Genomic DNA, 25,519 nt, shown 5'->3' on the forward strand with positions numbered 1-25,519 from the left:
AGCGCATCTCGATTCGATTCAGGATGCAATGTGAAACAAATGTTCGATTGTCAGCCTGCATGTTCGCTGCTGAACCGACTCGTCTTCGCCAGGGAGGTGCGGAGGACCGCGTTTCATGATCGTCGAAGGACAGTTGTGAAATTTATTCTCCAGCAATAAGGAGTGTTGCTTGTGGCGTTAAAGAATATGGCTGCAACACGAAGATCAAGTGCCAGACGCTGGTCAGGGCTGGCGGTGCTCATGTTGCCAGTGCTGCTGGTGACCGTTGATAACACCGTATTGGGTTTCGCGTTACCCAAAATCGCCGAAGCCTTGCGTCCGACGGCCAGCCAGCAGCTGTGGATGATTGATGCCTATTCGTTGGTTCTCGCAGGACTGCTGGTTTCGATGGGTAGCCTGGGTGATCGGGTGGGGCACCGTAAGTTGCTGCTTATCGGCTCGTTCGGGTTTGTGGTGGTCTCGGTGCTGACCGCATATTCCGCAACATCGATGCAGCTGATTATCGGGCGGGCTTGTATGGGGATTTTCGGCGCGATGTTGATGCCCTCCACGCTGGCATTGATACGTTCGGTGTTTGAGGATCGAGAAGAGCGCAGAGTGGCAGTAGCGATCTGTGCAACGACGCTGACTGTCGGCTCGGCACTAGGGCCTTTGGTGGGAGGGGTGTTGCTGCAGTTCTTTGATTGGGGCGCGATTTTTCTGTTGGCGGTACCCGTCCTGATTCCATTGTTAGTACTGGGGCCGCTGTTGCTCCCTGAATCAGAGCGTGATGTGTCGGGTCCGCTGGACCCGATCAGCATCCTTCAGTCGATGGTCGCACTGGGTTGTATCGTTTACAGCATCAAGCATGGCGCCAGTGAGGGCATTGACGGTGTTGTGTTTGGCACCTTTCTGGTAGGTGCACTGGCAGGCTGGATATTCGTACGTCGCCAGTTGCGTCTTCCTGTACCCCTGATGGACATGACCCTGTTCAGCAATGGCGCCTTCAGCGGATCAGTCCTTATCAATTTGATGAGTCTTGCGTTTCTTGTCGGCTTCGTTTTCTTCACGACTCAGTTTTTGCAGATTGTTCTGCAAATGGCGCCCTTGAGTGCGAGCCTTGCATTGGTGCCGGGGCAAATCATGGCGATTATGGTTGGAGTGGCAGTCGTCCCAGTCGCGCAGCGCATGCCGGTGCATGTACTGATACCGATTCTGGTGGCTTTCACCGGTGCGGCCTTTTTGCTGGTGGCCAGCATGGGCAGCAGTCTTGCGGTATTGGTAGTGGCGTTCGCGTTGCTCAACATCGGAGTGGGGGCGATCGCTACGGTTTCCAATGATGTGCAGCGCCCCCGGCGAAGGCAGGGGCGGCATCCGCCATCAGTGAAACAGCCTATGAAGTTGGCGTGGTGCTGGGTACTACTCTGATTGGCGGCCTGGTGACGGCTCACTACCGAGCAGACCTGCAGCTTCCAGCGTTTTTGAGCGATGTTCAGACGATGCTGGCAAGTGAAACGCTGGCTGGCGCTCATCATGTGGCGACGGGGTTGGCGGGGGATCAAGCGCAACAGTTGATGCAGCAGGCGGGAAGTGCATTTGCGGGCGGAATTGCATTGGCATTGGCTCGCTTTCGGCCTGGCGCTCGTAGCGATTCTGATCGCCTGGCATACGTTGCGGCTGCCAAAAAATCAACCGGCAGAAAGCCATTAATCAAATGCTAACGGTAGAACCTCCCGGTATTGCCCGTCCCCTTGCAGTAGAGACTTGCTCAATAAGCATCTGCGGGTATGCTGATCTCCTGCCGAGGAGATAGAAATGGCCTACGATTTTGACCTTTATGTGATTGGCGCCGGTTCCGGCGGTGTGCGCGCTGCGCGTTTTGCGGCAGGTTTCGGCGCAAAAGTAGCGGTGGCCGAGAGCCGTTATCTGGGCGGCACCTGCGTCAATGTTGGTTGCGTACCGAAAAAACTGTTGGTGTACGGCGCCCACTTTGCCGAAGACTTCGAACAGTCCTCTGGTTTCGGCTGGCAACTGGGCGAGGCGGATTTTGACTGGGCCACGCTGATTGCCAACAAGGATCGCGAAATCAATCGCCTGAACGGCATTTATCGCAATCTGCTGGTCAACAGCGGCGTGACCCTGCATGAGGCTCACGCGAAAATCGTTGGCCCGCACGAAGTCGAGGTCAACGGCGAGCGCTACACCGCGAAGAATATTCTGATCGCCACCGGTGGCTGGCCGCAGATCCCCGAGATTCCGGGGCATGAGCATGCGATCAGCTCGAACCAGGCGTTCTTCCTCAAAGAGCTGCCCAAGCGTGTACTGGTCGTCGGTGGCGGTTACATCGCCGTCGAATTCGCCGGAATCTTCCATGGTCTGGGCGCCAATACGACGTTGCTGTATCGCGGAGATCTGTTCCTGCGCGGTTTCGACGGTTCGGTTCGTAAGCACTTGAAGGAAGAACTCACCAAGCGTGGCCTGGATCTGCAATTCAATGCCGACATTGCCCGTATCGACAAGCAATCAGATGGCAGCCTGAAAGCAACCCTCAAGGATGGTCGCGTGCTGGAAGCCGATTGTGTGTTCTATGCCACCGGCCGACGTCCGATGCTGGACAACCTGGGGCTGGAAAATACCGATGTGCAGCTCGACGACAAAGGCTTCATCAAGGTCGATGAGCAGTTTCAAACCACCGAGCCTTCAATCCTGGCGCTGGGCGATGTCATCGGTCGTGTTCAGTTGACGCCGGTGGCGCTGGCTGAGGGCATGGCAGTGGCGCGGCGTCTGTTCAAGCCTGAGCAATACCGTCCGGTGGATTACAAGATGATCCCGACGGCAGTGTTCAGTCTGCCGAACATCGGCACCGTCGGCCTGACTGAAGAAGAGGCGCGGGAGGCGGGTCACGACGTGGTGATCTACGAAAGCCGCTTCCGGCCGATGAAGCTGACCCTGACGGACTGCCAGGAGCGCACGCTGATGAAGTTGGTGGTCGATGGCAAGTCTGACAAGGTGTTGGGCTGTCACATGGTTGGCCCGGATGCTGGCGAGATCGTGCAGGGGCTGGCAATCGCTTTGAAGGCTGGTGCAACCAAGCGTGACTTCGACGACACCATCGGAGTGCATCCGACGGCGGCCGAAGAGTTTGTCACAATGCGTACGCCGGTCGGCGCTTAAGTCTTTTTCGGTTGGGCTGCGTCTGGCGCTGCCTCAGCGGTAGTAGCCAGGCGCAGGCTGTCTTGCGCCTTGGTTAATTCTTTTTCCAATGACTGATTGAGCTGCGACTGCTCATCGACGTTCTGCTTGAGCGTCTGACTTTCCAGCAGGGCCACGCGCAGACGTTCCTGGAGGAGGGTGCGTTCACTGTCGACGCGGGACGCTTGCTCCAGCAATTGATCCTGACGCTGATTACTGTGCTTGAGCTGATCCTGCAACAGGCTCAGTTCGCGCACGGTGCCGCGATTTTCGGTCAGCAGGCGTTCGTTGTCGCGGTGCAGCTGGGTGATTTCGTCCTGACGTACGAGGGCGCTTTGCTGCGCCTGGCGCAACTCCATCTGCAACTGCTGCACCTGCGTCTCGTGACGGCTTTGCTCCTGCTCACGCTGCTCCTTGATGGCGTTGCGGTAGTGTTCAAGCGCATCGCGGGCGTGCAGGTGCTTCTCTTCCAGCGAGCGGATCTGCTCGTCCTTGTCCTGCAAGCGCAATTCAAAATCGGCCAGCGCCTGATTCAGTCCGGCGTTGCGGGTCTGCTCGGTCTGCAGCATCGAGCGGGTATCGCTCAGGGCTTCGGATTCCTTGGCCAGCGCGGCAGCCTGAATGTCGTGCTTCTTCTCCAGCTGCGCATGATCCTGACGAAGCTGATTCAGCTCGTTTTCCAGTGCCTGACGCTGGTGCTCGTACTGCTCGCGTGCCTGATCAATCGGCTCCTGCGCCTGTTCTTTCAGGCGCTGGGCGAGGCGTGTGACGAGGGCGAGGAGTTCGTCATCGACAGGTTCTGCCGACGGATCGGCCGGTTCGCTGCCGTCATCCAGTTCCTTCAGGTAGCGATGAATTGTGGTTTTTGAACCCGTATTGCCCAGTTCGATGCGTACTGCGTCGATGCTGGGGTGTTCGCCACGGGCGAGAATCGCTGCGCGCGCGATCTGGACTACTGCTTTATTGACGCCGCCACGGGCCATATCTGCTCCTACCATTTCGTACTGTGGTACATGCCACTAAAGTACGCAGTGTACCACGTTGAAATTAAAGTGAAATAAGCACCGATAAACGGACGGGATATACTGGTATTACCCCATGTGAAACCCATAAAATCGATTTCCGATCAAACCTTCAGTACGCAACGAGAAAATCAGCCCATGAGCGATATCGATCGCTACCTGCAAGCCGCTACCCGTGACAACACCCGCCGCAGTTATCGCGCGGCCATCGAGCATTTCGAGTCCGTGTGGGGCGGGTTTCTGCCAGCGACAGCGGACAGCATCGCCCGGTATCTGGTGGCACATGCTGGCGTGCTGTCGGTCAATACGCTCAAGTTGCGTCTGTCGGCGCTGGCGCAGTGGCACAACAGTCAGGGCTTCGCTGATCCGACCAAGTCCCCGGTGGTGCGCAAAGTATTCAAGGGCATTCGTGCCCTGCATCCCGCCCAGGAGAAGCAGGCCGAGCCGTTGCAATTGCGAGATCTGGAACAGACTGTCGCCTGGCTTGAGCAGGAAATGAGGGAGGCGCGGGAAAAACAGGATCGACCAGTGCTGTTACGGGCCTGCCGCGATCGGGCATTGATCCTGCTGGGCTTCTGGCGCGGCTTTCGCAGCGATGAGCTGTGTCGGGTGCAGATCGAGCATGTGCAGGCGCACGCTGGCAGCGGCATCACTTTGTACCTGCCGCGCAGCAAGGGTGATCGGGAAAACATCGGGCAAACCTATCAGGCCCCGGCGCTGTTGAAGTTGTGCCCTGTGCAGGCATATATCGAATGGATAAGCGAGGCTGCGCTCGTACGCGGCCCGGTGTTTCGCGCCGTGGACCGGTGGGGCAATCTGAGTGAGGAGGGCTTGCACGCCAACAGTGTGATTCCGTTGCTGCGTCAGGCTCTGGAGCGCGCCGGAATTTCCGCCGAGCGCTACACGAGTCACTCTCTGCGACGAGGTTTTGCAACGTGGGCCCATCAAAGCGGCTGGGATCTCAAGTCACTGATGAGTTACGTCGGCTGGAAGGATATGAAGTCCGCCATGCGCTATGTTGAAGCGAGCCCTTTTCACGGGATGGCCCGGATTACGGATAAGCCGCTGTCGCCGTAGATATCGTTTTCTTCTATTAATATCCTCAGCTAATAGCGAAAACAAATCAGCAGCATCAGGTTTGCCAATGAGCCATCCGTCGAGTGACTGGGTAGGATTCACCCATCGAATTCACAACCCTGACGGAGAGTCATCAATGCCTATCATCAACAGCCAAGTAAAACCGTTCAAAGCTACCGCGTTCAAAAACGGCGACTTCGTACAAGTCTCGGACGCTGACCTGAAAGGCAAATGGTCCGTAGTGTTCTTCTACCCGGCCGACTTCACTTTCGTTTGCCCAACCGAACTCGAAGACCTGGCTGACAACTACGCCGCCTTCCAGAAACTGGGCGTAGAGATCTACAGCGTTTCGACCGACACCCACTTTGCCCACGCTGCCTGGCACAACACTTCGCCAGCTATCGGCAAAATCGAATACACCATGATCGGCGACCCGACCCATGTCATTTCCCGCAACTTCGACGTGCTGATCGAAGAAGCTGGTCTGGCGGATCGTGGCACCTTCGTGATCAACCCTGAAGGCCAAATCAAAATCGTTGAACTGAACGATGGCGGCGTTGGCCGCGACGCTTCCGAGCTGCTGCGCAAAATCAAGGCTGCTCAGTACGTTGCTGCTCACCCAGGCGAAGTTTGCCCGGCCAAGTGGAAAGAAGGCGAGGCCACTCTGGCTCCGTCCCTGGACCTGGTCGGCAAGATCTAAGTCTGTGACACACGCAATACAGGGCGGAACTCCGCACCTACTCAAGTAAGCTGCACCGCCCAATAGAAAAGCCCGGGCGAGATTCGCTCGGGCTTTTTTTCGCCTCAAATAAAGTCAGGAGATCGCCCGTATGTTGGACGCCAATCTTAAAGCCCAGTTGAAATCGTACCTGGAACGGGTCACCCAGCCGATCGAGATCGTTGCCTCACTCGACGACGGTGCGAAATCCCGTGAAATGCTTGACCTGCTGAAAGACGTTGCCAGTCTTTCGCATCAGATTACCTTGATCGACAGCGGTGACGATGCACGCAAACCGTCCTTCTCGATCAATCGCCCCGGTGCCGACATCAGCCTGCGTTTCGCCGGCATCCCGATGGGCCATGAATTCACTTCGCTGGTGCTGGCCCTGCTGCAAGTCGGCGGACACCCTTCGAAGGCCAGTGTCGAAGTGATCGAACAGATCCGCTCGCTCAAGGGTGAGTTCAACTTCGAGACTTACTTCTCGCTGTCCTGCCAGAACTGCCCGGATGTCGTTCAGGCGCTGAACCTGATGGCCGTGCTGAACCCGAACATCCGCCACGTCGCCATCGACGGCGCGCTGTTCCAGGACGAAGTCAACGATCGCAAGATCATGGCTGTACCAAGCATTTACCTGAACGGCGAAAACTTCGGCCAGGGCCGTATGGGCCTGGAAGAAATCCTCGCCAAACTCGACACCGGCGCCATCGAGCGTCAGGCCGAGAAAATCAGCGCCAAGCAAGCCTTTGATGTGCTGGTGGTCGGCGGTGGCCCGGCGGGTGCTTCGGCGGCGATTTATGCCGCACGTAAAGGTATTCGCACCGGTGTTGCAGCCGAGCGCTTCGGCGGTCAGGTACTGGACACCATGGCCATCGAAAACTTCATTTCCGTTCAGGAAACCGAAGGCCCGAAACTGGCGACCGCGCTGGAAGAACACGTCAAGCAGTACGACGTCGACATCATGAACCTGCAACGCGCCGACAAGCTGATCCCGGGCAAGAATGGCGAGCTGCATGAAGTCCGCTTCGCCAGTGGCGCGACCCTTAAGGCCAAGAGCGTGATTCTGGCGACCGGCGCGCGGTGGCGCGAAATGAACGTGCCGGGCGAGCAGGAATACCGCAACAAGGGTGTAGCGTATTGCCCGCATTGCGACGGCCCGCTGTTCAAAGGCAAGCGTGTGGCGGTGATTGGCGGCGGTAACTCCGGTGTAGAGGCAGCGATCGATCTGGCCGGTATCGTGTCACACGTAACTTTGCTGGAGTTCGACGTTCAGTTGCGCGCCGACGCCGTATTGCAACGCAAGCTGCACAGCCTGCCTAACGTCACTGTGATCACCAGTGCGCTGACCACCGAGGTCACCGGCGATGGCCAGAAGGTCAACGGCCTGCGCTACAAGGATCGCAATACCGAAGAGCTGCATACCGTCGAACTGGAAGGGATTTTCGTGCAGATTGGTCTGCTGCCCAACACTGATTGGCTCAAGGGCACCATCGAGTTGTCGCCGCGCGGCGAGATCATCGTCGACAACCGCGGTGAAACCTCGATCCCCGGCATCTTTGCCGCCGGTGACGTAACCACCGTGCCGTACAAGCAGATCGTGATTGCGGTGGGCGAGGGCGCCAAGGCTTCGCTTAGCGCTTTCGATCACCTGATCCGCACTTCGGCTCCGGCATAAATCCCGGGCCTGAAAAAGAAAAACCCCATCAGTGATGATGGGGTTTTTTCTTTGCGGGGTGCTTTCTACCCAGACTCAGCTTTACAGCGGCGCTGGCTGGATGATTTCGACCCAATAACCATCCGGATCCTTGATGAACGCCAGGCTCTTCATGCGGCCATCGGTCAGGCGCTTCTGGAAATCGCAGCCCAGCTCTTCAAAGCGTACGCAAGCGGCAACGATATCCGGTACCGAAATGCAGATGTGGCCGAAACCGCGCGGGTCGGTGTTGCCATTGTGGTAGGCGAAGTCGGCGTCGTTCTCGGTGCCGTGGTTGTGGGTCAGCTCAAGAATGCCGGGAATCGACTTCATCCACTCAGTGCGCGCAGCGGCGTCGGCCGGGATCTGCGATTTGTCGACCAGCGCGAGGAAGTACAGGCTGAATTCCGCTTCCGGGAAGTCACGCTTTTCTACCAGTGAGAAACCCAGTACGCGGGTGTAGAAATCCAGCGATTTGGTGATGTCTTTGACGCGCAGCATGGTGTGGTTGAACACGAAGTTGCGGGTTGCGCTATCTGGGGTGGCGGTGACGCCAGGGAAGGTGTTCAGTTCTTGCAGGCTCATGGGCCCTCCGTAACAAATTGGGGCGAGTGAATGGGCGCAATGATACGCATGCCTGGCAGCATCGCCAAACCGAAAGCGTGGGCTTGCCCTGCGAGCGGGCGGGGCTCAGACTTTACGGCTCAATCCGCGAGTGCCTCTGGTAATGATCCGACCGTTCAAATCGCTGTTCGTTTTCCTGGGTTTTTCCCTGCTGGCGCTACCGGCCTTTGCCGAGGCGCCGAGCATCACCTGGCCCGCCGGCTGGGAAGTCGAGGCGTTGCCTGAAACATCCCCGGACGTCTCCCGTCAGCGCGGGGTGAAGACTGACGCCGATGGCAATCAGGTGATGGTGATGGAGTTGACGATGACCCGTGTGGAAAGTGGTCATCAGGTCAACTTGCAGGGCGTGTTGCTGGAGATGCGCAAGTCGGTGCAGAAAGACTTTTTCCAGAGCGGTTATCAGAGTGTCTGCAACAAGGTTCACGCGACTACGCTGGGCTCGCTTGCGGCACTTGAGACCACTTGTACCGTGACTGAAAACGGCCGTCACGTGCTGTCGCAAACATTGGTTGCAGCGGTGGAGGCGAATAAGGCTTACGTACTTTCGTATGCCGGGCAGGCAGAGGTTTATAAGGCCAGCGGCGATGACATAGTGGCGGCACGAAACAGCTTGAAATTCTAATCGCCTGTTCGTGGTCAGCGTGATGTTAGATACCCGAACTGATTAAGCATAAAGTTATTGCCGGGAAATGAGGCAACATTCGGAAGCATAGTTTCAGTGCGGAACGGGTTTGAGACTTAACTTTTCTGCCAGAAAAGTCGTTGTATTTGTTAAATATTGTCCAAAAAAAAGCCCTGCATATGCAGGGCTTTCATGTTTGCGAGGGATTAACTGCGCAACCAGGAATCAACGGTGGCTGCACCGTATTGTTCCTTCCAGGCCTTCAGGCCGCGGTGGTTGCCGCCCTTGGTCTCGATCAGCTCGCCGGTGTGCGGGTTCTGATAGACCTTGACCACGCGAGCGCGGCGGGTTTTAGGTGCGGCGGTCGATTGCAGACCGGATTTCGCCGGGTTCGGATCGAGAATGGCGATGATGTCTTTCAGGCCTTTGCCGTAGGTTTTCATCAGCCCCTGGAGCTTTTCTTCGAATTCGATTTCTTTCTTGAGCCCGGCATCGTTCTTCAGCGATTCAAGCTGCTTGAGCTGTTCCTGAAGGGCTTTTTCAGCTGCACGAAATTCAGCGAGTCTGGACAATATCTTTACTCCAATAGTGTGTTTGGCTGAAACCAACCGCAAACAAAGCTATAAGCCAAGAGCCTTGAAGCGACTCGGTGATAATGGCTCACCTGTCAATCTCGCAACAGGTAAGAAAAATTGTAGTAGTTAATGCGGCAAGAGTAAATCCTGACTTTTTCTTCATGTAACAACAACGCTGTTTTGTATCAATTTGGTGCGAGCTGTCGGCGAGTCAGGATTTATGCTGCCAAGTTAATGATGAGTTAATGCATCGATGAAGTCTGCAGCCGGCATCGGTTTGCCGAACAGGTAGCCCTGCAGAAAGTTGACATGGTGGGCGGCCAGATAATCACACTGGGCTTGTGTCTCTACACCTTCGGCCACGATGCCCAGATCCAGTTTGGTGGAAAGCTCGATGATGCTGTCCAGAATGTGCCGGGAGAGGGCATCTTTATCGATCATCGCGACAAATGTCTGGTCGATCTTGAGGAAGTCGACATTGAACGTTCTCAAGTAGCCAAGGCTTGAATGACCGGTGCCAAAGTCATCAATCGCGATCTTTACACCCATCGCACGCAGTTGCTCGAACAGCTGGTGGGTGATCTCGGACGGCTCGATCAGCTCGCGTTCCGTCAGCTCCAGGACCAGGCTGATGCTGCCCGGCTGGAAAGCTGACAAAAATTCACGGCAATCCTCAACCAGCTCCAGATCCTGGCAGTGGCTGGCGGTGATGTTTATGCCAATGTGGAACGGCGCGGTAAAGGTCGACGAAAGCGGCCCCAACAGGACAGCGGTCTGCTGCATCAAGGCGCGGGTCATTGGCACGATAAGCCCGGAGTGTTCGGCAAACGGGATGAACAGGTCCGGACGTACCAGCCCCTCCTTGGGATGGTTCCAGCGCATCAGCACTTCCGTGCCCGACCACTGTTTACTGTCGCCATGCACCACCGGCTGAAAGTAGGGAATAAACTCTCCCGCCTCCAGAGCTCGCAGCATTTCATGGCTGGGCGATGTGGAGCGCTTCTGCAAGATGTAGCCGATCGCTGCCGATACCGCACCGAAGAACATCAGCAGGCTGAACAGCGGCGGGTATTCATCTTTCATGTAGCGCCAGGTTTCGCCTTCCGGAAACGCGGCGGTGACCGAGAATGCATAGTGCGGCGAGTGCAAGGTACTTTGCGCCACCGGCAACGCGGGCAGTGCGCCTTGATGCACTTTGCCGTCGGCCGAGAGCCAGTTGTTGCCGACTTGCAGTAACAACAATGTGTGCCGGCCGATCAGACGCAGGATGTTGCTCAGGTGATAGCCGTCCAGCGTGGTCAGTGCGCCTGCGCGCCCTTCGCTCAGACGATATACCAGCAACGCAGTATCGGGCGTGACCGGGTTGCCGTTCATGAGCCACAACTTGCCCTGGGTGTAGTCGCCCGGATTGACGACTTCCTTGAAGTCGCCAAACAGCGAACTGCAATAGAGATTGTCGTCCCATACCAGATTGGTCGAGCGCACAAACGGGCGTCGGGTGACTTGTTCGCGCAAGGCCAGTTTTACAGTCTCGCAGGACTGGCCGGCCAGCGGCAGCAACTCCCGGGCGGCGAGGGCGGTATTGTCGAGCATCAGTTCAAACTGCCGCAGGGCTTCATCGGCGGTGTGTTGCGAACTCTGCTGAAGGGCGCGCCCGGCCTGCATATAAAGAATCACGCTGCCGAGTACGATCGGCAGCAGGCCACACAGCAACGTCACGATAATCCGGGTGCTGCGCTTGCGGCGGGGCCTGACGGTCAGTGGCATGGGCGCATCCTGTCGCAATGGAGTGGGGCACTTGATGGCAGGCGAAGCGTGCGCGCAACTCCCGTGATCTGAGCCCATGATAGATGGTCAATGGCACCTGTGCTGCTCAACGGTAATCCAGCCGTGTTGCCAGTTGAATGAATGCCAGCGTGGCGGGTGACGCCTGGCGCTGATCCAGCACCGCCAGGCCCACTTGCCGGTTGACTGCGGGGGACAGCGGTCGCTTGACATAGCGTGGGTCGGAATCGAAAGGCAACGAACCTTCGGCCACCACGGTCATGGCATCGCCTCGTCCGACCGTGTCGAGAGTGCTGAGCAGTTGCGAGCAGCGATAGCGGATGTTCGGGCTCAACCGCGCGGTGTTGAACAGGCGCGAAACCAGCTCCGATGAACCGGCCTCGGTCAGCACGAACGGGTCGTTGCAAAGGTCTTTGAGGCTTACTGATTCACGCGCCGCCAACGGGTGACCGAGCGGGAGCAGGGCGACCATCTGATCTTCAATCAGGGCAAACGTGTCGAAGCGTTCTTCTGGCAGCACTACAAAACCGATGTCGATCCGCCGCTCCTCCAGCCACTGGATGACTTGCCGATCCGGGCCTTCATCAATGTGCACTTCGATCCCCGGATGCGCCTCGCGATAGCGCTGAAGAATCTTCGGTAGCAACTTGATCGAGGACGTCGGCCCGAAAGAACCAATGCGCAAGGTGCCGCGTTTCATGCCGCGCGCATCCGCGGCCTCCTGACGCAACGTATTGGCCAGCCCGAGCATCGCCCGCGCGCGCAGCAGCAATTGCTCGCCGATGTCGCTCAGTTCAACTTGCGACTGATGCCGGCGCAGCAGTTCGACGCCCAGTTCCTGTTCCAGCGATTTCAAGGCGTGGGACACCGCCGACTGGGAAACTCCCAGACGATGGGCAGCGAGAGTGAAGCCGCGCAGTTCGGCCACCATCGAGAAGATTTCGAGTTGGGTCAGGGTCATGAGTAAAGACTCATTTTACGATGATGAGGAATCGATCGAATGATACGTCATCCGCCAGTCTCATCATTGGGAACGTTATGAGTTGTCATGAACCTGTTCGTCCGGCCGCTTCGGACGTGCCCGTCTATTTGAACCTGGCCCTGGTCACCATGATCTGGGGCGGAACGTGGGTGGCCGGGCGTTTTCTGGCCGGTAGCCTGAGTCCGGTGTTTGCTGCCAGCCTGCGGTTTTTGCTGGCCAGCGTGGCATTGCTCGGGTTTCTGCGACTGGCGCGGATTGCGCTGGCGCGGCCCACGCCCCGGCAATGGCTGCAACTGGCGCTGCTGGGGTTCTTCGGGATCTTCTTTTACAACCTGTGCTTCTTTTACGGGCTGCAATACATCAACGCTTCTCGTGCCTCATTGATCGTGGCGCTGAACCCGGCGGTCATTGGTCTCGCGTCCTGGTTGCTGTTCAGGGAGCGGCTGAGCCGGTTGAAAGTGACCGGAATTGCGATCTGCATCAGCGGGGCGGCTGTGGTGATCGTCAGTCGCAACCCGCAGCTGTTGAGCGAAACGCCGGACGCGTGGATTGGCGATCTGCTGATCCTCGGCTGCGTTTTGAGCTGGGGCGTCTATTCGCTGTTCTCACGCAGCCTCAATCAGAGCATCGGCCCGGTGCAGACCGTGACCTTTTCGATTTTACTGGGCACCCTGATGTTGTGGGCGCTGGCCCTGAGCCGGGGCGAAGTGGACGTTGCGGCCTTGGCCGCGCTTGGCCCGCGCCAATGGCTGAGCCTGGCCTATCTGGGCGTACTCGGTTCTGCGCTGGCCTACATCGGTTACTACGATGGCATCCGTAAAATCGGCGCCACACGCTCCGGCGTGTTCATTGCTCTCAATCCGCTGACCGCCGTGCTGGCCGGTGCAATCGTGCTGGGTGAACAGCTGACGCTGGCCATGTGCCTGGGCGGTGTGCTGATTCTGGCGGGTATCTGGCTGTGCAACAAACCCCTTGCACCGACCCGAAAAAAGCGGATTTTATAGAGAGGGCAGACAACCCTATTTACGCTGTGTAGAATCGGGTTACGCATACAATAATAATCGTCTTCTGGCAGCAGAAGCCTCGCCCGCAAGAGCCTTGGGTCGACAATGAAGATATTCGGGTTTCAACTGATCTACGGTGACTTCCTCGCCCGCAGTGTGCGTGGCATCTCCTGTGCGCCACCCACCGGCCTCAGCATTACTGACAAATAACTCTGGTTAATTGATAAGAATGATGAGGCGCCAACCATGGCAGATTTATATGAAAACCCTATGGGCCTGATGGGCTTCGAGTTCATCGAGTTCGCAGCGCCGACGCCTGACACTCTGGAGCCGATCTTCGAGATCATGGGCTTCACCAAGGTCGCGACCCACCGTTCCAAGAACGTGCACCTGTATCGCCAGGGCGCGATCAATCTGATCCTCAACAACGAACCGCACAGCGTCGCCTCGTACTTCGCGGCCGAGCACGGCCCGTCGGTGTGCGGCATGGCGTTCCGGGTCAAGGATTCGCAGAAAGCCTACAAACGCGCACTGGAACTCGGCGCTCAGCCGATCCACATCGAAACCGGCCCGATGGAACTGAACCTGCCGGCGATCAAAGGCATTGGCGGCGCGCCGCTGTACCTGATCGACCGTTTCGGCGAAGGCAGCTCCATCTATGACATCGACTTCGTGTTCCTCGAAGGCGTTGATCGCAATCCGGTCGGTGCCGGTCTGAAGATCATCGATCACCTGACCCACAACGTGTATCGCGGCCGCATGGCCTACTGGGCGAACTTTTACGAGAAACTGTTCAACTTCCGCGAAATCCGTTACTTCGATATCAAGGGCGAATACACCGGCCTGACTTCGAAAGCGATGACCGCGCCGGACGGCATGATCCGCATCCCGCTCAACGAAGAATCGTCGAAGGGCGCCGGGCAGATCGAAGAGTTCCTGATGCAGTTCAACGGCGAAGGCATCCAGCACGTGGCGTTCCTCACCGACGACCTGGTCAAGACCTGGGATCAGTTGAAGAAAATCGGCATGCGCTTCATGACCGCGCCGCCGGACACCTACTACGAAATGCTCGAAGGCCGCCTGCCGAACCACGGCGAACCGGTGGATCAGTTGCAATCGCGCGGCATCCTGCTCGATGGCGCATCAGACAAGGACGACAAGCGTCTGCTGCTGCAGATCTTCTCGGAAACCCTGATGGGCCCGGTGTTCTTCGAATTCATCCAGCGCAAGGGCGATGATGGTTTCGGCGAAGGCAACTTCAAGGCACTGTTCGAATCGATCGAGCGTGACCAGGTGCGTCGCGGTGTACTCGCTACCGAGTAACCCGCATCAGATGTAAAAAAGCCCGGCCTGCAATTGCAGGCCGGGCTTTTTATTGCTCGTCTTACGGGCGCCGCTGGCGCATCAGATGCTTGAACCCTTCAAATACCAGCACCACCACAGCCAGCCAGATCGGAATGTAAGTCAACCATTCGCCGGGTTTGATGCTCTCGCCCAGCAGCAGCGCCACACCCAGCAGCAACACCGGTTCAACGTAACTCAACAAGCCGAACAGGCTGAACGGCAAAAGGCGACTGGCAATGATGTACACCACCAGCGCCGATGCACTGATCAGGCCGAGCAGCGGAATCAGCCACGTCAGCGCCGGGTACTGATCGAACACGCCGAAACCCTGTTCGCCGCCGCGCACAAACCAGTACGCCACCGGCAGCATCAAAGTCATGTCGACCCACAGGCCGCCGAGGTTGTCGGTCTTGAGGTATTTGCGCAGCACGAAGTACAACGGATAACCGACGACCACCACCAGCGTCGCCCAGGAAAATCCGCCCACCTGATACAGCTCGTTCAACACGCCGAGGCTGGCAAAGAACACCGCGACTTTTTGCAGGTACGACAGGCTCTCGCCATAAGCGATGCGCCCGGTCAGCACCATGGCCAGCGGCAGGAGGAAGTAGCCCAGTGACACATCGAGGCTGTAACCATTGAGCGGCGCCCACATGAACAGCCACAACTGCACGCCCAGCAACGCAGACGACAGGATCAACCCGCCGGTCAGCTTCGGCAGCGCAGGGATCCGGCGCAGCAGGTCCAGCACCCGCCGCCATTCGCCGGACAACAACATGAACAGGGTCATGCAGGGCACGGTCAGCAGCATCCGCCAACCGAAGATTTCCACGCCGCTCAACGGGGTGAGCAGCGAGGTGTAGTAATACATGACGGCAAACAGCGTCGAGGCTGTTACCGAGAGAGCGATACCTTTAGACAAACTGTCCTCGCGGGGTAATGGTCAAACGGGGTGCGCAGGATACGTGGTTTTTGTGCTGAATATTGGGCAGATGCTCAATATTTGCCACACATGAAACAGCCCATAGACATTCGCCTGCTCGCGAAGCTTTCAACCTTGCCGCGGAGCCCGTCCGGAGGCAGAAATCATCACTGCCCAACTTGCAAGGGATTACCAAAGTTCATGAGATACATCTCGCCAAACTTGTAAGAGGCGTAATCGGTGATGTGCCCAATGTCACGATAGACCGGAAAACCGTCGACCGTGTTCATGCACGCATCACCTGTGCATTGCACGGTTTTCGGGTCAATGACGATTAACCCGGGGTATTCAGTCTTCAGTTCATTAAAAAGTGTTTCCAGCGCTGGTTCTTTGCTACCGGACCATGGCATAGCAGCGCAGAGGCTGCCTTGCTCGACGCTGCCCATCAGCCCACGCAACTTGACCTGGCGCAGCAGGCACGCGTTGATACCAGGTGGCATGGGCAGCGTGTTCTCCAGAAACACCGGGATAGCGCCTGATGCGACGATAATATCCAGGGCTTCCCGGATTGCTACGCCAAAGCGTTGTCGGGACAGTTCCAGGCTGTGAGGATCATCGCGTTTGGTGACGATGTCACCGTTCAAATAAGCCTCCCAGAACTGGCCCACAATCACATACTTGAAATGCTTGTTCGCAATCATCTCGTAATAGCGTTGAGCGGCGTCGTGGCATTTTTCAAACAACGCGTTCTTGTATTTTTTCTCGTCGTACTGGTAGATCCCGGGCAATGCCAGGCACGCCGGGTAAGCCTGTGCGAGTACAGCAAGATTGGCATCCCTGGCCAGCGTTTCAACAAAACCCCAGTAGTGATTCGAAAACGAATCGCCCATCAGAAATACTTGTGGCGCCGTTTGATCGGCGCCGAATATGCAGCCAGGATCGGCACCATCGCTGACACCAAGACATCCTTCCCGAGCAACTGGCACAGAGGCTTTCAAATCGTTGAGCATGTTGCTGTAGCCCTGATTGAAGCGGCCCGGCCAGCCCTCGTGCCTGACACTGGCAGAGTGCAGCAGCGACAGGCCGATAGCGGGCAAAATCATCAGTACCACGAGCGTTTTGCCAAAGCCAAATCGTGCCTTGCGGAACTTGTTTTCAATCAGCACATAAGAGAGCCAGGCCGTGATGAAAGTGCAAACGAAGTAAATGATCGTCATCGACGGGGTTAGCGCGATTCCCATGTAATTCATCACCGCCAGGATCGGCCAGTGCCATAGATACAAGGAGTACGAGAGTGTGCCGATAAACACTATGGGTCTGGCCGCGAGTAGCTTGGCGAAAATGCTTGCATCACCAATCCCCTGGTACAGCAAAGCTGCAGTAGCGAGACATACGGCAATGGCATGGTATTGCGGGAATCCCGGCAAGATATCGTCCCGGGTAGCGCAATAGATGATCGTGACCAGCGAAAGTGCACAGACCACAGAGGCGCTCAGGCGATTGAGCCGGAACTTGTCCGTACTGAAGATGACCGCACAAGAGCCGATCATCAATTCGAAAATCCGCGCAGCGAAGAAATAGTAGTTTTTCTCAGGCGTGGCGTAAGACAGGTACAGCGCGAGCACCATTGCCGCCACGGTCAGGCCGAGCACCGCCGCTTTGAAAATAACTTTCGGCAGATAGCGGTTGAGCAGCCAGATGCCCGGGGGGAGTATCAGATACCACTGCCATTCGATGGCCAGAGACCAGGTGTGCAACAGCGGCAGGCTTGCTGCATCCGGTGTGGCGTAACCCGTGGTCACTTTGGAAAAGTACTGGTTGGAGATGATTAACGAGGTGTACTTTTCGCTTTTTAAAAAATCGACGTAATCATCGGGCAAATACAGTAGCGTCGTGAGCGTCAATGTGACGATCAATAACGCAATAACGGCCGGTTGTAGTCGCCAGATCCGGCGCGTGTAGAACCCCGAGAAAGTGAACGTGCCGTTGTGCAGCGACTTCATGATGATAGCGGTGGTTAAATAACCCGAAATCACGAAGAAGATATCGACGCCGATGAAACCGGACGGGAAAAGCGCCAGTTCGCCGTGGAAGATCAACACCAGTAGAACAGCGATGGCGCGAAGTCCGTCAATATCGGCCCGGTACGCAAGTGAGGGGCGGCGATCGCCGAAAGTTGCGGGCTCCATAGCGCAAGTGAGGGCGCGCAGATCTTTATCGCCCGTTAATTTGAACAGCAGCCCGCGCAGTGGCTTTCTGAGGAGCTCGGCGGAGCGATTGGACATGTGCTGATCCCTTGCAAATTCCGAACGATCAATCAGATTCCGTTTGATCGCGCTTGATTCAATAAAAAACAGCCGATTGTATCGGCTGTTCAAGGTTTAGGGAAAATCCTAAGCCTTATGGGGTTTACGCCCAGACACAAAATGGCTCACATCGTTGAACCCCGGGGTAGAAGCATGCCCCGGCGTCACCAGCGAATCGATAAACGCCTCATCCTCCGCCGTAATCTTCACCGCCTGCGCCTTGGTGTACGCATCCCACTGTTCCTCAGTACGCGGCCCGACAATCGCCGACGTCACCGCACCGTTGTTCAGCACCCAGGCAATCGCAAACTCGACAATCCCGACCCCACGCTCTTTTGTGTATTGCTGAATCTGCTGGGCAATGCGCAACGACTCCACGCGCCACTCGGTTTCCAGAATTCGCTTGTCTTGGCGCCCGGCACGGCTGTTGGCGTCCGGCGTTACGTCCGGTGCGTATTTGCCGCTGAGCACGCCACGGGCCAGCGGGCTGTAAGGCACCACGCCGAGGCCGTAAGTCTGGGCTGCGGTGATCTGCTCGGTTTCGGCCTGACGGTTGACGATGTTGTACAGCGGTTGGCTGATCACCGGGCGATCAACACCGAGTTTGTCCGCCACGCGAATCACCTCGGCAATCCGCCAGCCGCGATAATTCGACAGGCCCCAATAACGTATCTTGCCCTGGCGAATCAGATCGCCAATCGCCGAGATCGTCACTTCCAGCGGGGTGTTGTGGTCTTCGCGGTGCAGGTAATAGATGTCGAGGTAGTCGGTGCCGAGCCGGGTCAGGCTGGCCTCCAGGCCATTGAAGATGTGCTTGCGGCTCAAGCCGCTGCGGTTCGGCACGCCATCCACGGGGCCGAAACCGACTTTGGTCGCCAGCACCCATTCATGCCGGTGACGGGCGATGGCTTCGCCGACGATCTCTTCCGAGCGGCCATTGGTGTAGACGTCGGCGGTGTCGATGAAGTTGATGCCTTGATCCCACGCCTTGTCGATGATGCGCAGCGAGTCTTCCGCGCTGGTCTGTTCGCCAAACATCATCGTGCCGAGGGTGAGGGTGGACACCTGCAACCCCGAGTGACCCAGTGTGCGATAGCTCATGCCGAAATCCTTTTGTCGGTGGGAAAGCTCCCATCAAATACCAGAAGCATCCGACGCGGCAAAGTGAATTTGTCCAGCAGCGGCCCCGAAGTTTCTGGCGCACTGCCGACCGTTCATCGCCACTGTCAGATCTGACAGTAGGAAATTTTCCTGTGAATAGCGCCTGATCTGCTCTGACGGTGCGAGCAAAAAATGCCGACACATTTTGTGAAATCAGGAGCGTTCTCATGGCCACTGAACCGATTGATCAAGGGTTGACTGCGGGTGACGAAATCAATCTCTACGCGCCTCGGTTGCCCGACGGCAAGGAAAATGTGGCGGGTGCGGATTATGGTCTTGCCATTCGTTTTTATGAGGAGAAACCTCTGGGGGCAACGGTGATTGTTCCAGCCTTGCTGGGCCAGGAGCCCAACATGACGGTGTTCCTGAATCTGAACGGTGTGGACAAAATCACCAGTGAACAGACCGAGTCCGCTACGTCTGCGACCACGCTGTACATTGCCCACAATCTGCTGCTTCCCGATCTGCCGAATACCCTGAACTACACGGCCCGGCGCCTTGACAGTAGCGAGGAGACTTATGAACCGCCCATTACCATCAAATACAACGAGATTCGTCCAGGCATCGAAGACAAGATCAAAGGGGATGAAGGGCATTCCGAGCTTCGACTCATCCTGCCGCAAGACGTGATTGACGACGGCATCGATGCCGACCGCGCGGCGCAGGGGGTGCAGGCGTATTGCATGTACCCTTATTGCCGCGCATTCGACAAAATCTCGCTGCGCTGCAACGGCCATGTTCTTACTCATGTGGTCCATCCGGATGAGGCCCCCTCCACACCGACCACTGAGCCGACCATCATCGGGGTGTGGCTCGATAAAGCTTTTTTCGAAGCCGCTGGCGACAATCCGCAAGCCGCGTTTGACTTTACGGTCGAGGACGAACTCACCAACGGAGCGGACCCGACCTCGCCCTGGTCGAAGCCGATCCGCCTGGTGATTGACCTGAAGGGCGCCAGAATGGCCGCCCCCGACATTGCCGAGGACCCGGACGACCCCGACGATGAGCCGGACACTATTGATTGGAACAAGCTCGGCACTCGGGATCTGACCATTCAGGTTCATGTTTTTGCACCACGCTGGGAAAGCGGAGATACCTTGAGGGTGAAGTACTTCGCGACACCCAGTAGCGGAAGCGTGGTTGAACACGTGGTAGACGCTGAGGTGACAAGGCTTCCGTTTACCCATCGGTTGATGATCGACAATGCCAAGGTGATTGCCGACAGTACGGTCAAGGTTCTTTACGAACGTATTCGTGGAAATGAAGTTAATGCAATTTCAAAAATTGCACGGGCACGGGTCATTCAGAAGCCCGTGATTATTTCGATGAAGAACTCGTTCAACGTGGAACTGGAACATCGCGGGACTGTTTCTGACAATAAGGTCATGTTGTCAGGGGCTGCGCTGACGGGTGTTGTGTTGCAAGTTCTTGATGGCGGTACGGTGAGGGAAGAAGTCAAAGTCGGAACGAATTACAAGTGGGAAAGCAAGTTCATATCAATAGCGGAAGGGTCACACCGTTTTACTGTGAAGGAAAAAAACGGGAATCAGTTTGAGTCCGAACCCTGGGAGATTGAGCGGTTGGGTTTCAACATTGATCGGACACAGATGAAACTGAGCGGGTTTTCGGTGAAGGTCGATGGGTGGCCGAAAACAGGGGAGGATTCGATTGGCAATACCGGCGTTCGGGTTCCAACCGGTGGTGTTCCGCCGTATGACTATGCATCGTCTGATCCACTGACGGCTCCCGTGACGGCACAGGGCAAAGTGGTGGGGTTGAAAAGTGGCGTGGCAACTATCTATGTCACCGATCAGGAAGGCAGTACTTTGTCTTATCTTGTTGCGGTAACTAATAAATTCAAGCTGCAAATAAGCACTGAGAAGTTACGCGCAGATGACGCGATTGTCTGGATGAACTTGTTAGGAGGATTTACGACTTATAACTATACTTTTGTTGCCGATGTTCGTCGTGTTTATATTCCGCTCATTCCAGAGATTGTCAATGCATGCAGCCAAAATGGGCGTTTCTATAATTACTTGAGAACGGATTTATCTATTTTCGGAAGCACGGGGCTTAGTACTCTTACATCGTGGTGCTTGATACCTATCTAATTTGATCCACTGCTCCTGATCGGGCGCTTGGTTTCGGATGTCATCGGCTGAGCGCTCGGCAACGCACCCGCAAAAACGCCTGCAACACCTTCACCTGTTCCGACACCTGCACCCGATGCGGGCACAGCAGATTGAACGGCACGTTCTCGCCGTGCCAGTCATCGAACAGCGTCACCAGCCGCCCAGCGCGCACGTCTTCGGCCACGTCGAGCCAGGCTTTGTAGGCGATGCCGTGCCCGGCGAGCGCCCAGCGGCGGGCCACTTCGCCGTCGTCGCTGAGGTAGTCGCCGCGTACTTCGACCTCGACCGTTTCGTCCTCGCGATGGAAGCGCCAGGTGTTGTAGGGACGGCCGTTGCGCAGGTAGAGCAGGGCGCTGTGCTCGCTCAATTCGGCAGGATTTTGCGGCGTGCCGTGACGCTCGAGATACGCAGGACTGGCGCAGGCCACGCGCCGGTGCTCAGGCAGAATCGGTAACGCCACCAGCGTCGAATCACTCGGCACGCCAAAGCGCAGCGCCACATCCACCGTCTCGCGAAACAGATCCGCATGCCGGTCGTTGAGCAGCAATTGCAGTTGAATGTGCGGGTGCTCGCGCTTGAAATCGTCCAGCCACGGCAGCAACACATTGCGCCCGAAGTCCGACGGCGCCGCCAGTTGCAACACGCCGCTAAGGCCTTCCGTCTGTTGCTTCAGCGCCTGTTCGCCCTCGGCCAATGTGGCCAGTGCCAGGCGCACACTTTCCAGATAGCGCCGGCCTTCTTCGGTCAGGCGCATGCTGCGGGTCGAGCGGGCGAACAGGCGGATGCCGAGGCGGGTTTCCAGGCGTTTCAAGGCGATGCTGGCGGCGGCCGGGGTCAGCTCCAGCGCCCGGGCGGCGGCGGAAATGCTGCCGGAGTCGGCGGTGCGGACGAAGATCTCAAGATCGAGAATCGAGCTCATTGGTAAAAATCCTTTAAAGATCCTTCCGATTTACCGGGATTTTTCTGCGATTGGCAACCGGGGAAGATGCAATCTCCTCAAGCCCACCGGAGAACTCTCATGAAACCATTCGACAACCAGACTGTTGTGGTCATCGGCGGTAGCAGCGGCATTGGCGCCGCCGTCGCGTCGAACGCCGCTGAACGAGGCGCCCGTGTTTATTCGGTCGGGCGCCGTGTTGAAACGTCCGAAATCCATGATGGTGTCCGTCACGAAACTGCCGATGTCACCGATGACGCCTCGCTGCGCCAACTGTTCGAACGCATTGGCGCCCTCGATCATCTGGTGATCACCGCCGGGCCGAGCGTCAGCGCCAAGCCTCTGGCCGACAGCGATCTGATTCAAGCGCAGCAGGCCTTCGACGTGAAATTCTGGGGCACCTTGCGCGCGATTCAAGCGGCGCTGCCGTACCTGAGCGAGCGGGGCAGCATCACCCTGACGTCGGGTTTGTTGTCGCGCAAATTTGTCGCTGGGCAGTTCATCAAGACCACTTTGAACGCCGCGCTTGAATCGCTCGCCAAACAACTGGCAAAGGAGTTGGCACCGCGTCGGGTCAACGTGATCAGCCCCGGCGTGACTGACACCGAAGCCTACGCCGGCATGGACGAAAGCCAGCGCAATGCTATGTTCGCCCGCAACTCGGCGGCGCTGCCGGTAGGCCGGATCGGCACGCCGCAGGATCTGGCAGCCGCGTTTATGCTGGTCATGGAAAACGGCTTTATCAGCGGCAGCATCATCGATGTCGACGGAGGTGGATTGTTATGACCTGGCACTTCGATCACCTGGCGTTCAATGCGCCGGACGGGCAACCGATTCAGGACGCCTTCAATGTATTGCTGGGATTGACGCCGGGGCGGCGACCGCCGTTTCCGTTTCCCGGGCGGTGGTTGTATCAGGATGGGGAGGCGTTGGTGCATGTGATTGAGCAGCCTTCGTTTGAGGACGCTGGTTTGAGTCATATTGCGTTTCGTACGGATGAAGACGCGGCGGTGGTTTTGAGGCGGGTGCAGGGGAGTGGGTTGCCGTATCAGGTGGCGCAGGTGCCGGAGGACGGGATCTGGCAGATTTTTGTGCAGATGCCGGGGGGATTGGTGCTGGAACTGGATGCAAAAACGGGGATCTTGTGAGCGTTTAATCGTGGCGTTTAAAGGACACGTTCAGACACGCACCTCAGGCTACACAACCTTGCGCCGTTGCCTACAACTGCGCCAGAATCCGCCGGCTTGTGCGCTTATAGGCCGGGTTTTATCGTTATCTCGTCGCTGAAAAACAGCGATGGGGTTTGGTAGCCCGGTTCTGACTTGTTGCGCAACTCACCGTATTCGGACGCTTATCCGTCCGTGCTTTTATGGTGGCCATGCGCGGGGCGCTTTCGAGCGCGCCGGTTCTCCAAGTCACCGGTCTACCAACCCGTGCATGGCCACCACCTCTTCGTTTGGTAGCGAAGTTTGATGGCTCCATTTTTCTGATTTGGAGATTCAAACGTGATCAAACCAACACCCAACCCACCCGAAGCCGACACCACCTCGCCCTACGAAACCCTCGATTCCAAGAAATTCCACGAAGCCGCCGAACGCGCCCTCGATCACTATCTCAATCCGCTGCTCCCCAGAAAACCGCTGCTCAAACCCAACACCCGCTACCTCATCGCCCCCGGTATCCCGAGCGAAGAACTGTTGGCCGATGCCTGCGAAACCCTGACCTCGGCCAAAATCATGGCAACCGACTTCGCCGGCCTGGTGGACGGCTCGCATCGGCATGTGCTGCTGGGGATCGCGCAACTGATCATGCTGGGGGAACTGGCGGTGAATCGGGCGCTGGATAATCTGGAACTGAAGGCTGAAGCGCCGCTGTAGCCAGATCCTTAGCCTGATCGTTCCCACGTCGAGGCGTCGAACCGTCCGCGTGGGAATGCAGCCCGGGACGCTCCGCGTCCCTTCCAGAGCTGGAACGCGGAGCGTCCCTTGAGGCGTTCCCACGCGGAGCGTGGGAACGATCTAAATGAAAACGGCCCGTAATGGGCCGTTTCTGTATTTCGACTAAGGCTTAAGCCCGCAACGTCCGCGTCATCCGCAACGCCAGCAAACTCCCGCCAACAATCACACCCGCCAGCAGATACAGCGCCGCATCGGTCGACCCGGTGCTGTCCTTGACCCAACCCACCAGATAAGGACTGAGGAATCCAGCCATCTGCCCCATCGAGTTGATCAACGCCAATCCACCCGCCGCAGCACCCGCGCTCAACATGGCAGTCGGCACCGGCCAGAACATCGGCAGACCGGTCAGCGCGCCCATGGTCGCAATGGTCAGACCAAGGATCGCAATCGGCGGGTTGGCCGCGAAGTTCACCGCGATCAGCAGGCCGATCGCACCCATCAGCATCGGCACCACCAAGTGCCAGCGACGTTCTTTGCGCAAGTCCGCCGAACGCCCGACCACCAGCATGAACACGGCGGCCAGCAGATAAGGAATCGCACTCAACCAGCCAATCACCAGGTTGTCGCTGAAGCCGAGGTTCTTGATGATCGACGGCAGCCAGAAGTTGATCGCGTAAACGCCGCTCTGGATGCAGAAGTAGATCAGGCCGAAGGCCCAGATCGCCGGGTTCTTGAACACCGCGATCAGCGAATCGGAGGTGGTTTTCGGTTTGTTCGCCAGGTCTTCCGCCTGATCGGCTTCCAGCACCGCACGCTCGTGCGGGGTCAGCCATTTGGCAGCGGCGAAGTTGTCGCTGAGCAGGAAGTAGGCGAGTGCGCCCAGCACCACGGTCGGAATGCCTTGCAGCAGGAACATCCACTGCCAACCGGCCAGACCGCCCTGACCTGCGGCGAAGTGATTGAGGATCCAGCCGGAAAACGGGCTGCCGAGCAGGCCGGACACCGGGATTGCCGACATGAACAGCGCCATGATCCGGCCACGGCGGAAGGTCGGGAACCACTGCGAGAGATACAGCACAACACCCGGGAAGAACCCGGCTTCGGCCGCGCCAGTGAACAGGCGCAAGGTGTAGAACTGGGTCGGTGTGGTGACGAACAGCAGGCAGGTCGACAGCGTGCCCCAGGTGATCATCATCAGCGCGATCCAGCGCCGTGGACCGAATTTGGTCAGCGCCAGGTTGCTCGGTACGCCGCACAGCACGTAACCGATGAAGAAGATACCGGCCCCGAGGCCGTACACGGTTTCGCTGAATTTCAGCGCGTCGAGCATCTGCAGTTTGGCGAATCCAACGTTGACCCGGTCGAGGTAGTTGAACAGGTAGCAGATGAAGATGAAGGGGATCAAACGCAGGGTGATGCGTTTGTAGACGGCATTTTTATCGTCAGCGATGGTCTGGGCGGCAGCGGCGCTCTGCGACATGGCGGCTCTCTCTTTATTATGATTTTTTGCGATGCAAAGGGTAACGTTGATCGCCCTGAGAGTCTC

The 25,519-nt window shown here is 57.4% G+C and carries 23 protein-coding genes; 13 read left to right on the top strand and 10 right to left on the bottom strand.

What is annotated here, in order from left to right:
• Positions 1–171 precede the first annotated feature (171 nt).
• The 3 genes from CAF79_RS00960 to gorA all read left to right on the top strand — a co-directional run bounded on the left by CAF79_RS00960 (position 172) and on the right by gorA (position 3,153).
• On the top strand, positions 172–1,407 hold the full coding sequence (locus CAF79_RS00960) for an MFS transporter (RefSeq protein ID WP_256579207.1): 1,236 nt from the start codon (positions 172–174) through the stop codon (positions 1,405–1,407).
• A complete protein-coding gene (locus CAF79_RS29370) occupies positions 1,386–1,700 on the top strand; it encodes a hypothetical protein (protein WP_256579208.1) in 315 nt (104 codons plus the stop codon). The genes CAF79_RS00960 and CAF79_RS29370 overlap by 22 nt, the downstream gene beginning before the upstream one ends.
• Positions 1,701–1,794: 94 nt before the next feature.
• The gene (gene gorA, locus CAF79_RS00965) at positions 1,795–3,153 is read left to right on the top strand and encodes a glutathione-disulfide reductase (protein WP_085696017.1); all 1,359 of its coding nucleotides are present in this window, start codon (positions 1,795–1,797) and stop codon (positions 3,151–3,153) included.
• Here the strand turns inward: gorA and CAF79_RS00970 are convergent.
• Positions 3,150–4,154 carry a DNA-binding protein gene (locus tag CAF79_RS00970; RefSeq protein WP_085696018.1) on the bottom strand — a complete coding sequence of 335 codons (1,005 nt, stop codon included), beginning with the start codon at positions 4,152–4,154 and terminating at the stop codon, positions 3,150–3,152. The genes gorA and CAF79_RS00970 overlap by 4 nt on opposite strands.
• 177 nt (positions 4,155–4,331) lie before the next feature.
• Here CAF79_RS00970 and CAF79_RS00975 point away from each other — a divergent pair, with 177 nt between their 5' ends.
• From CAF79_RS00975 to ahpF, 3 genes are all read left to right on the top strand, one after another.
• Positions 4,332–5,270 (top strand): site-specific integrase, encoded by a 939-nt coding sequence (locus CAF79_RS00975; protein ID WP_085696019.1) that lies wholly within the window; start codon positions 4,332–4,334, stop codon positions 5,268–5,270.
• Positions 5,271–5,406: 136 nt separating this feature from the next.
• On the top strand, positions 5,407–5,970 hold the full coding sequence (gene ahpC / locus CAF79_RS00980) for an alkyl hydroperoxide reductase subunit C (RefSeq protein ID WP_003224621.1): 564 nt from the start codon (positions 5,407–5,409) through the stop codon (positions 5,968–5,970).
• A 130-nt stretch (positions 5,971–6,100) separates the two neighbouring features.
• Positions 6,101–7,663 (top strand): alkyl hydroperoxide reductase subunit F, encoded by a 1,563-nt coding sequence (ahpF, locus tag CAF79_RS00985; RefSeq protein WP_085696020.1) that lies wholly within the window; start codon positions 6,101–6,103, stop codon positions 7,661–7,663.
• Positions 7,664–7,744: 81 nt separating this feature from the next.
• On the opposite strand, the gene gloA is transcribed toward ahpF, so the two are convergent.
• A complete protein-coding gene (gloA, locus tag CAF79_RS00990) occupies positions 7,745–8,266 on the bottom strand; it encodes a lactoylglutathione lyase (RefSeq protein WP_085696021.1) in 522 nt (173 codons plus the stop codon).
• 142 nt (positions 8,267–8,408) lie between these two features.
• Between gloA and CAF79_RS00995 the strand changes: the two genes are divergently transcribed.
• Positions 8,409–8,927: a DUF4946 domain-containing protein gene (locus CAF79_RS00995; RefSeq protein WP_085696022.1), complete on the top strand. Its 519-nt coding sequence runs from the start codon at positions 8,409–8,411 to the stop codon at positions 8,925–8,927.
• 206 nt (positions 8,928–9,133) lie between these two features.
• On the opposite strand, the gene CAF79_RS01000 is transcribed toward CAF79_RS00995, so the two are convergent.
• The 3 genes from CAF79_RS01000 to CAF79_RS01010 all read right to left on the bottom strand — a co-directional run bounded on the left by CAF79_RS01000 (position 9,134) and on the right by CAF79_RS01010 (position 12,248).
• Entirely contained in the window at positions 9,134–9,499 is a 366-nt protein-coding gene (locus CAF79_RS01000) for a histone-like nucleoid-structuring protein, MvaT/MvaU family (protein WP_085696023.1), read from the bottom strand.
• A gap of 234 nt (positions 9,500–9,733) precedes the next feature.
• Complete coding sequence (locus CAF79_RS01005; protein ID WP_085696024.1) at positions 9,734–11,269, bottom strand: EAL domain-containing protein; 1,536 nt, start codon at positions 11,267–11,269, stop codon at positions 9,734–9,736.
• Positions 11,270–11,375: 106 nt separating this feature from the next.
• Positions 11,376–12,248, bottom strand: coding sequence for a LysR family transcriptional regulator (locus CAF79_RS01010; RefSeq protein WP_085696025.1), 873 nt, complete (start codon positions 12,246–12,248; stop codon positions 11,376–11,378).
• A 77-nt stretch (positions 12,249–12,325) separates the two neighbouring features.
• On the opposite strand from CAF79_RS01010, the gene CAF79_RS01015 reads away from it, so the two are divergent.
• The gene (locus CAF79_RS01015; RefSeq protein WP_085696026.1) at positions 12,326–13,273 is read left to right on the top strand and encodes a DMT family transporter; all 948 of its coding nucleotides are present in this window, start codon (positions 12,326–12,328) and stop codon (positions 13,271–13,273) included.
• Positions 13,274–13,519: 246 nt separating this feature from the next.
• Positions 13,520–14,596, top strand: coding sequence for a 4-hydroxyphenylpyruvate dioxygenase (gene hppD, locus CAF79_RS01020; RefSeq protein WP_085696027.1), 1,077 nt, complete (start codon positions 13,520–13,522; stop codon positions 14,594–14,596).
• A 61-nt stretch (positions 14,597–14,657) separates the two neighbouring features.
• Here hppD and rarD read toward each other — a convergent pair whose 3' ends face one another.
• The 3 genes from rarD to CAF79_RS01035 form a co-directional block, all read right to left on the bottom strand.
• Positions 14,658–15,539, bottom strand: a complete 882-nt coding sequence (gene rarD, locus CAF79_RS01025) for an EamA family transporter RarD (protein ID WP_085696028.1) — start codon at positions 15,537–15,539, stop codon at positions 14,658–14,660.
• A 167-nt stretch (positions 15,540–15,706) separates the two neighbouring features.
• The gene (locus CAF79_RS01030; RefSeq protein WP_085696029.1) at positions 15,707–17,824 is read right to left on the bottom strand and encodes an acyltransferase family protein; all 2,118 of its coding nucleotides are present in this window, start codon (positions 17,822–17,824) and stop codon (positions 15,707–15,709) included.
• A gap of 108 nt (positions 17,825–17,932) precedes the next feature.
• Entirely contained in the window at positions 17,933–18,946 is a 1,014-nt protein-coding gene (locus CAF79_RS01035; protein ID WP_085696030.1) for an aldo/keto reductase, read from the bottom strand.
• 227 nt (positions 18,947–19,173) lie between these two features.
• On the opposite strand from CAF79_RS01035, the gene CAF79_RS01040 reads away from it, so the two are divergent.
• Positions 19,174–21,117 (top strand): hypothetical protein, encoded by a 1,944-nt coding sequence (locus CAF79_RS01040; protein ID WP_085696031.1) that lies wholly within the window; start codon positions 19,174–19,176, stop codon positions 21,115–21,117.
• A 40-nt stretch (positions 21,118–21,157) separates the two neighbouring features.
• Here CAF79_RS01040 and CAF79_RS01045 read toward each other — a convergent pair whose 3' ends face one another.
• Positions 21,158–22,057, bottom strand: coding sequence for a LysR family transcriptional regulator (locus CAF79_RS01045; RefSeq protein ID WP_085696032.1), 900 nt, complete (start codon positions 22,055–22,057; stop codon positions 21,158–21,160).
• A gap of 99 nt (positions 22,058–22,156) precedes the next feature.
• Here CAF79_RS01045 and CAF79_RS01050 point away from each other — a divergent pair, with 99 nt between their 5' ends.
• The 3 genes from CAF79_RS01050 to CAF79_RS01060 all read left to right on the top strand — a co-directional run bounded on the left by CAF79_RS01050 (position 22,157) and on the right by CAF79_RS01060 (position 23,952).
• The gene (locus tag CAF79_RS01050; protein WP_085696033.1) at positions 22,157–22,861 is read left to right on the top strand and encodes an SDR family oxidoreductase; all 705 of its coding nucleotides are present in this window, start codon (positions 22,157–22,159) and stop codon (positions 22,859–22,861) included.
• Positions 22,858–23,223, top strand: a complete 366-nt coding sequence (locus CAF79_RS01055; protein ID WP_085696034.1) for a hypothetical protein — start codon at positions 22,858–22,860, stop codon at positions 23,221–23,223. The genes CAF79_RS01050 and CAF79_RS01055 overlap by 4 nt, the downstream gene beginning before the upstream one ends.
• 357 nt (positions 23,224–23,580) lie before the next feature.
• The gene (locus tag CAF79_RS01060) at positions 23,581–23,952 is read left to right on the top strand and encodes a DUF6124 family protein (RefSeq protein WP_085696035.1); all 372 of its coding nucleotides are present in this window, start codon (positions 23,581–23,583) and stop codon (positions 23,950–23,952) included.
• Between the two features lie 190 nt (positions 23,953–24,142).
• Here the strand turns inward: CAF79_RS01060 and CAF79_RS01065 are convergent, their stop codons facing one another.
• On the bottom strand, positions 24,143–25,453 hold the full coding sequence (locus tag CAF79_RS01065; RefSeq protein ID WP_085696036.1) for an MFS transporter: 1,311 nt from the start codon (positions 25,451–25,453) through the stop codon (positions 24,143–24,145).
• Positions 25,454–25,519 lie beyond the last annotated feature (66 nt).

The organism is Pseudomonas sp. B26(2017) (assembly GCF_002113045.1).
Lineage (GTDB): Bacteria > Pseudomonadota > Gammaproteobacteria > Pseudomonadales > Pseudomonadaceae > Aquipseudomonas.

Bases quoted from the DNA above. Each gene is read 5' to 3' on its own strand.
- gorA (WP_085696017.1), top strand. From the start codon at position 1,795: ATGGCCTACGATTTTGACCTTTATGTGATTGGCGCCGGTTCCGGCGGT.
- CAF79_RS00970 (WP_085696018.1), bottom strand. From the start codon at position 4,154: ATGGCCCGTGGCGGCGTCAATAAAGCAGTAGTCCAGATCGCGCGCGCA.
- CAF79_RS00975 (WP_085696019.1), top strand. From the start codon at position 4,332: ATGAGCGATATCGATCGCTACCTGCAAGCCGCTACCCGTGACAACACC.
- ahpC (WP_003224621.1), top strand. From the start codon at position 5,407: ATGCCTATCATCAACAGCCAAGTAAAACCGTTCAAAGCTACCGCGTTC.
- ahpF (WP_085696020.1), top strand. From the start codon at position 6,101: ATGTTGGACGCCAATCTTAAAGCCCAGTTGAAATCGTACCTGGAACGG.
- gloA (WP_085696021.1), bottom strand. From the start codon at position 8,266: ATGAGCCTGCAAGAACTGAACACCTTCCCTGGCGTCACCGCCACCCCA.
- CAF79_RS00995 (WP_085696022.1), top strand. From the start codon at position 8,409: ATGATCCGACCGTTCAAATCGCTGTTCGTTTTCCTGGGTTTTTCCCTG.
- CAF79_RS01005 (WP_085696024.1), bottom strand. From the start codon at position 11,269: ATGCCACTGACCGTCAGGCCCCGCCGCAAGCGCAGCACCCGGATTATC.
- CAF79_RS01010 (WP_085696025.1), bottom strand. From the start codon at position 12,248: ATGACCCTGACCCAACTCGAAATCTTCTCGATGGTGGCCGAACTGCGC.
- CAF79_RS01015 (WP_085696026.1), top strand. From the start codon at position 12,326: ATGAGTTGTCATGAACCTGTTCGTCCGGCCGCTTCGGACGTGCCCGTC.
- hppD (WP_085696027.1), top strand. From the start codon at position 13,520: ATGGCAGATTTATATGAAAACCCTATGGGCCTGATGGGCTTCGAGTTC.
- CAF79_RS01030 (WP_085696029.1), bottom strand. From the start codon at position 17,824: ATGTCCAATCGCTCCGCCGAGCTCCTCAGAAAGCCACTGCGCGGGCTG.
- CAF79_RS01035 (WP_085696030.1), bottom strand. From the start codon at position 18,946: ATGAGCTATCGCACACTGGGTCACTCGGGGTTGCAGGTGTCCACCCTC.
- CAF79_RS01040 (WP_085696031.1), top strand. From the start codon at position 19,174: ATGGCCACTGAACCGATTGATCAAGGGTTGACTGCGGGTGACGAAATC.
- CAF79_RS01045 (WP_085696032.1), bottom strand. From the start codon at position 22,057: ATGAGCTCGATTCTCGATCTTGAGATCTTCGTCCGCACCGCCGACTCC.
- CAF79_RS01050 (WP_085696033.1), top strand. From the start codon at position 22,157: ATGAAACCATTCGACAACCAGACTGTTGTGGTCATCGGCGGTAGCAGC.
- CAF79_RS01055 (WP_085696034.1), top strand. From the start codon at position 22,858: ATGACCTGGCACTTCGATCACCTGGCGTTCAATGCGCCGGACGGGCAA.
- CAF79_RS01065 (WP_085696036.1), bottom strand. From the start codon at position 25,453: ATGTCGCAGAGCGCCGCTGCCGCCCAGACCATCGCTGACGATAAAAAT.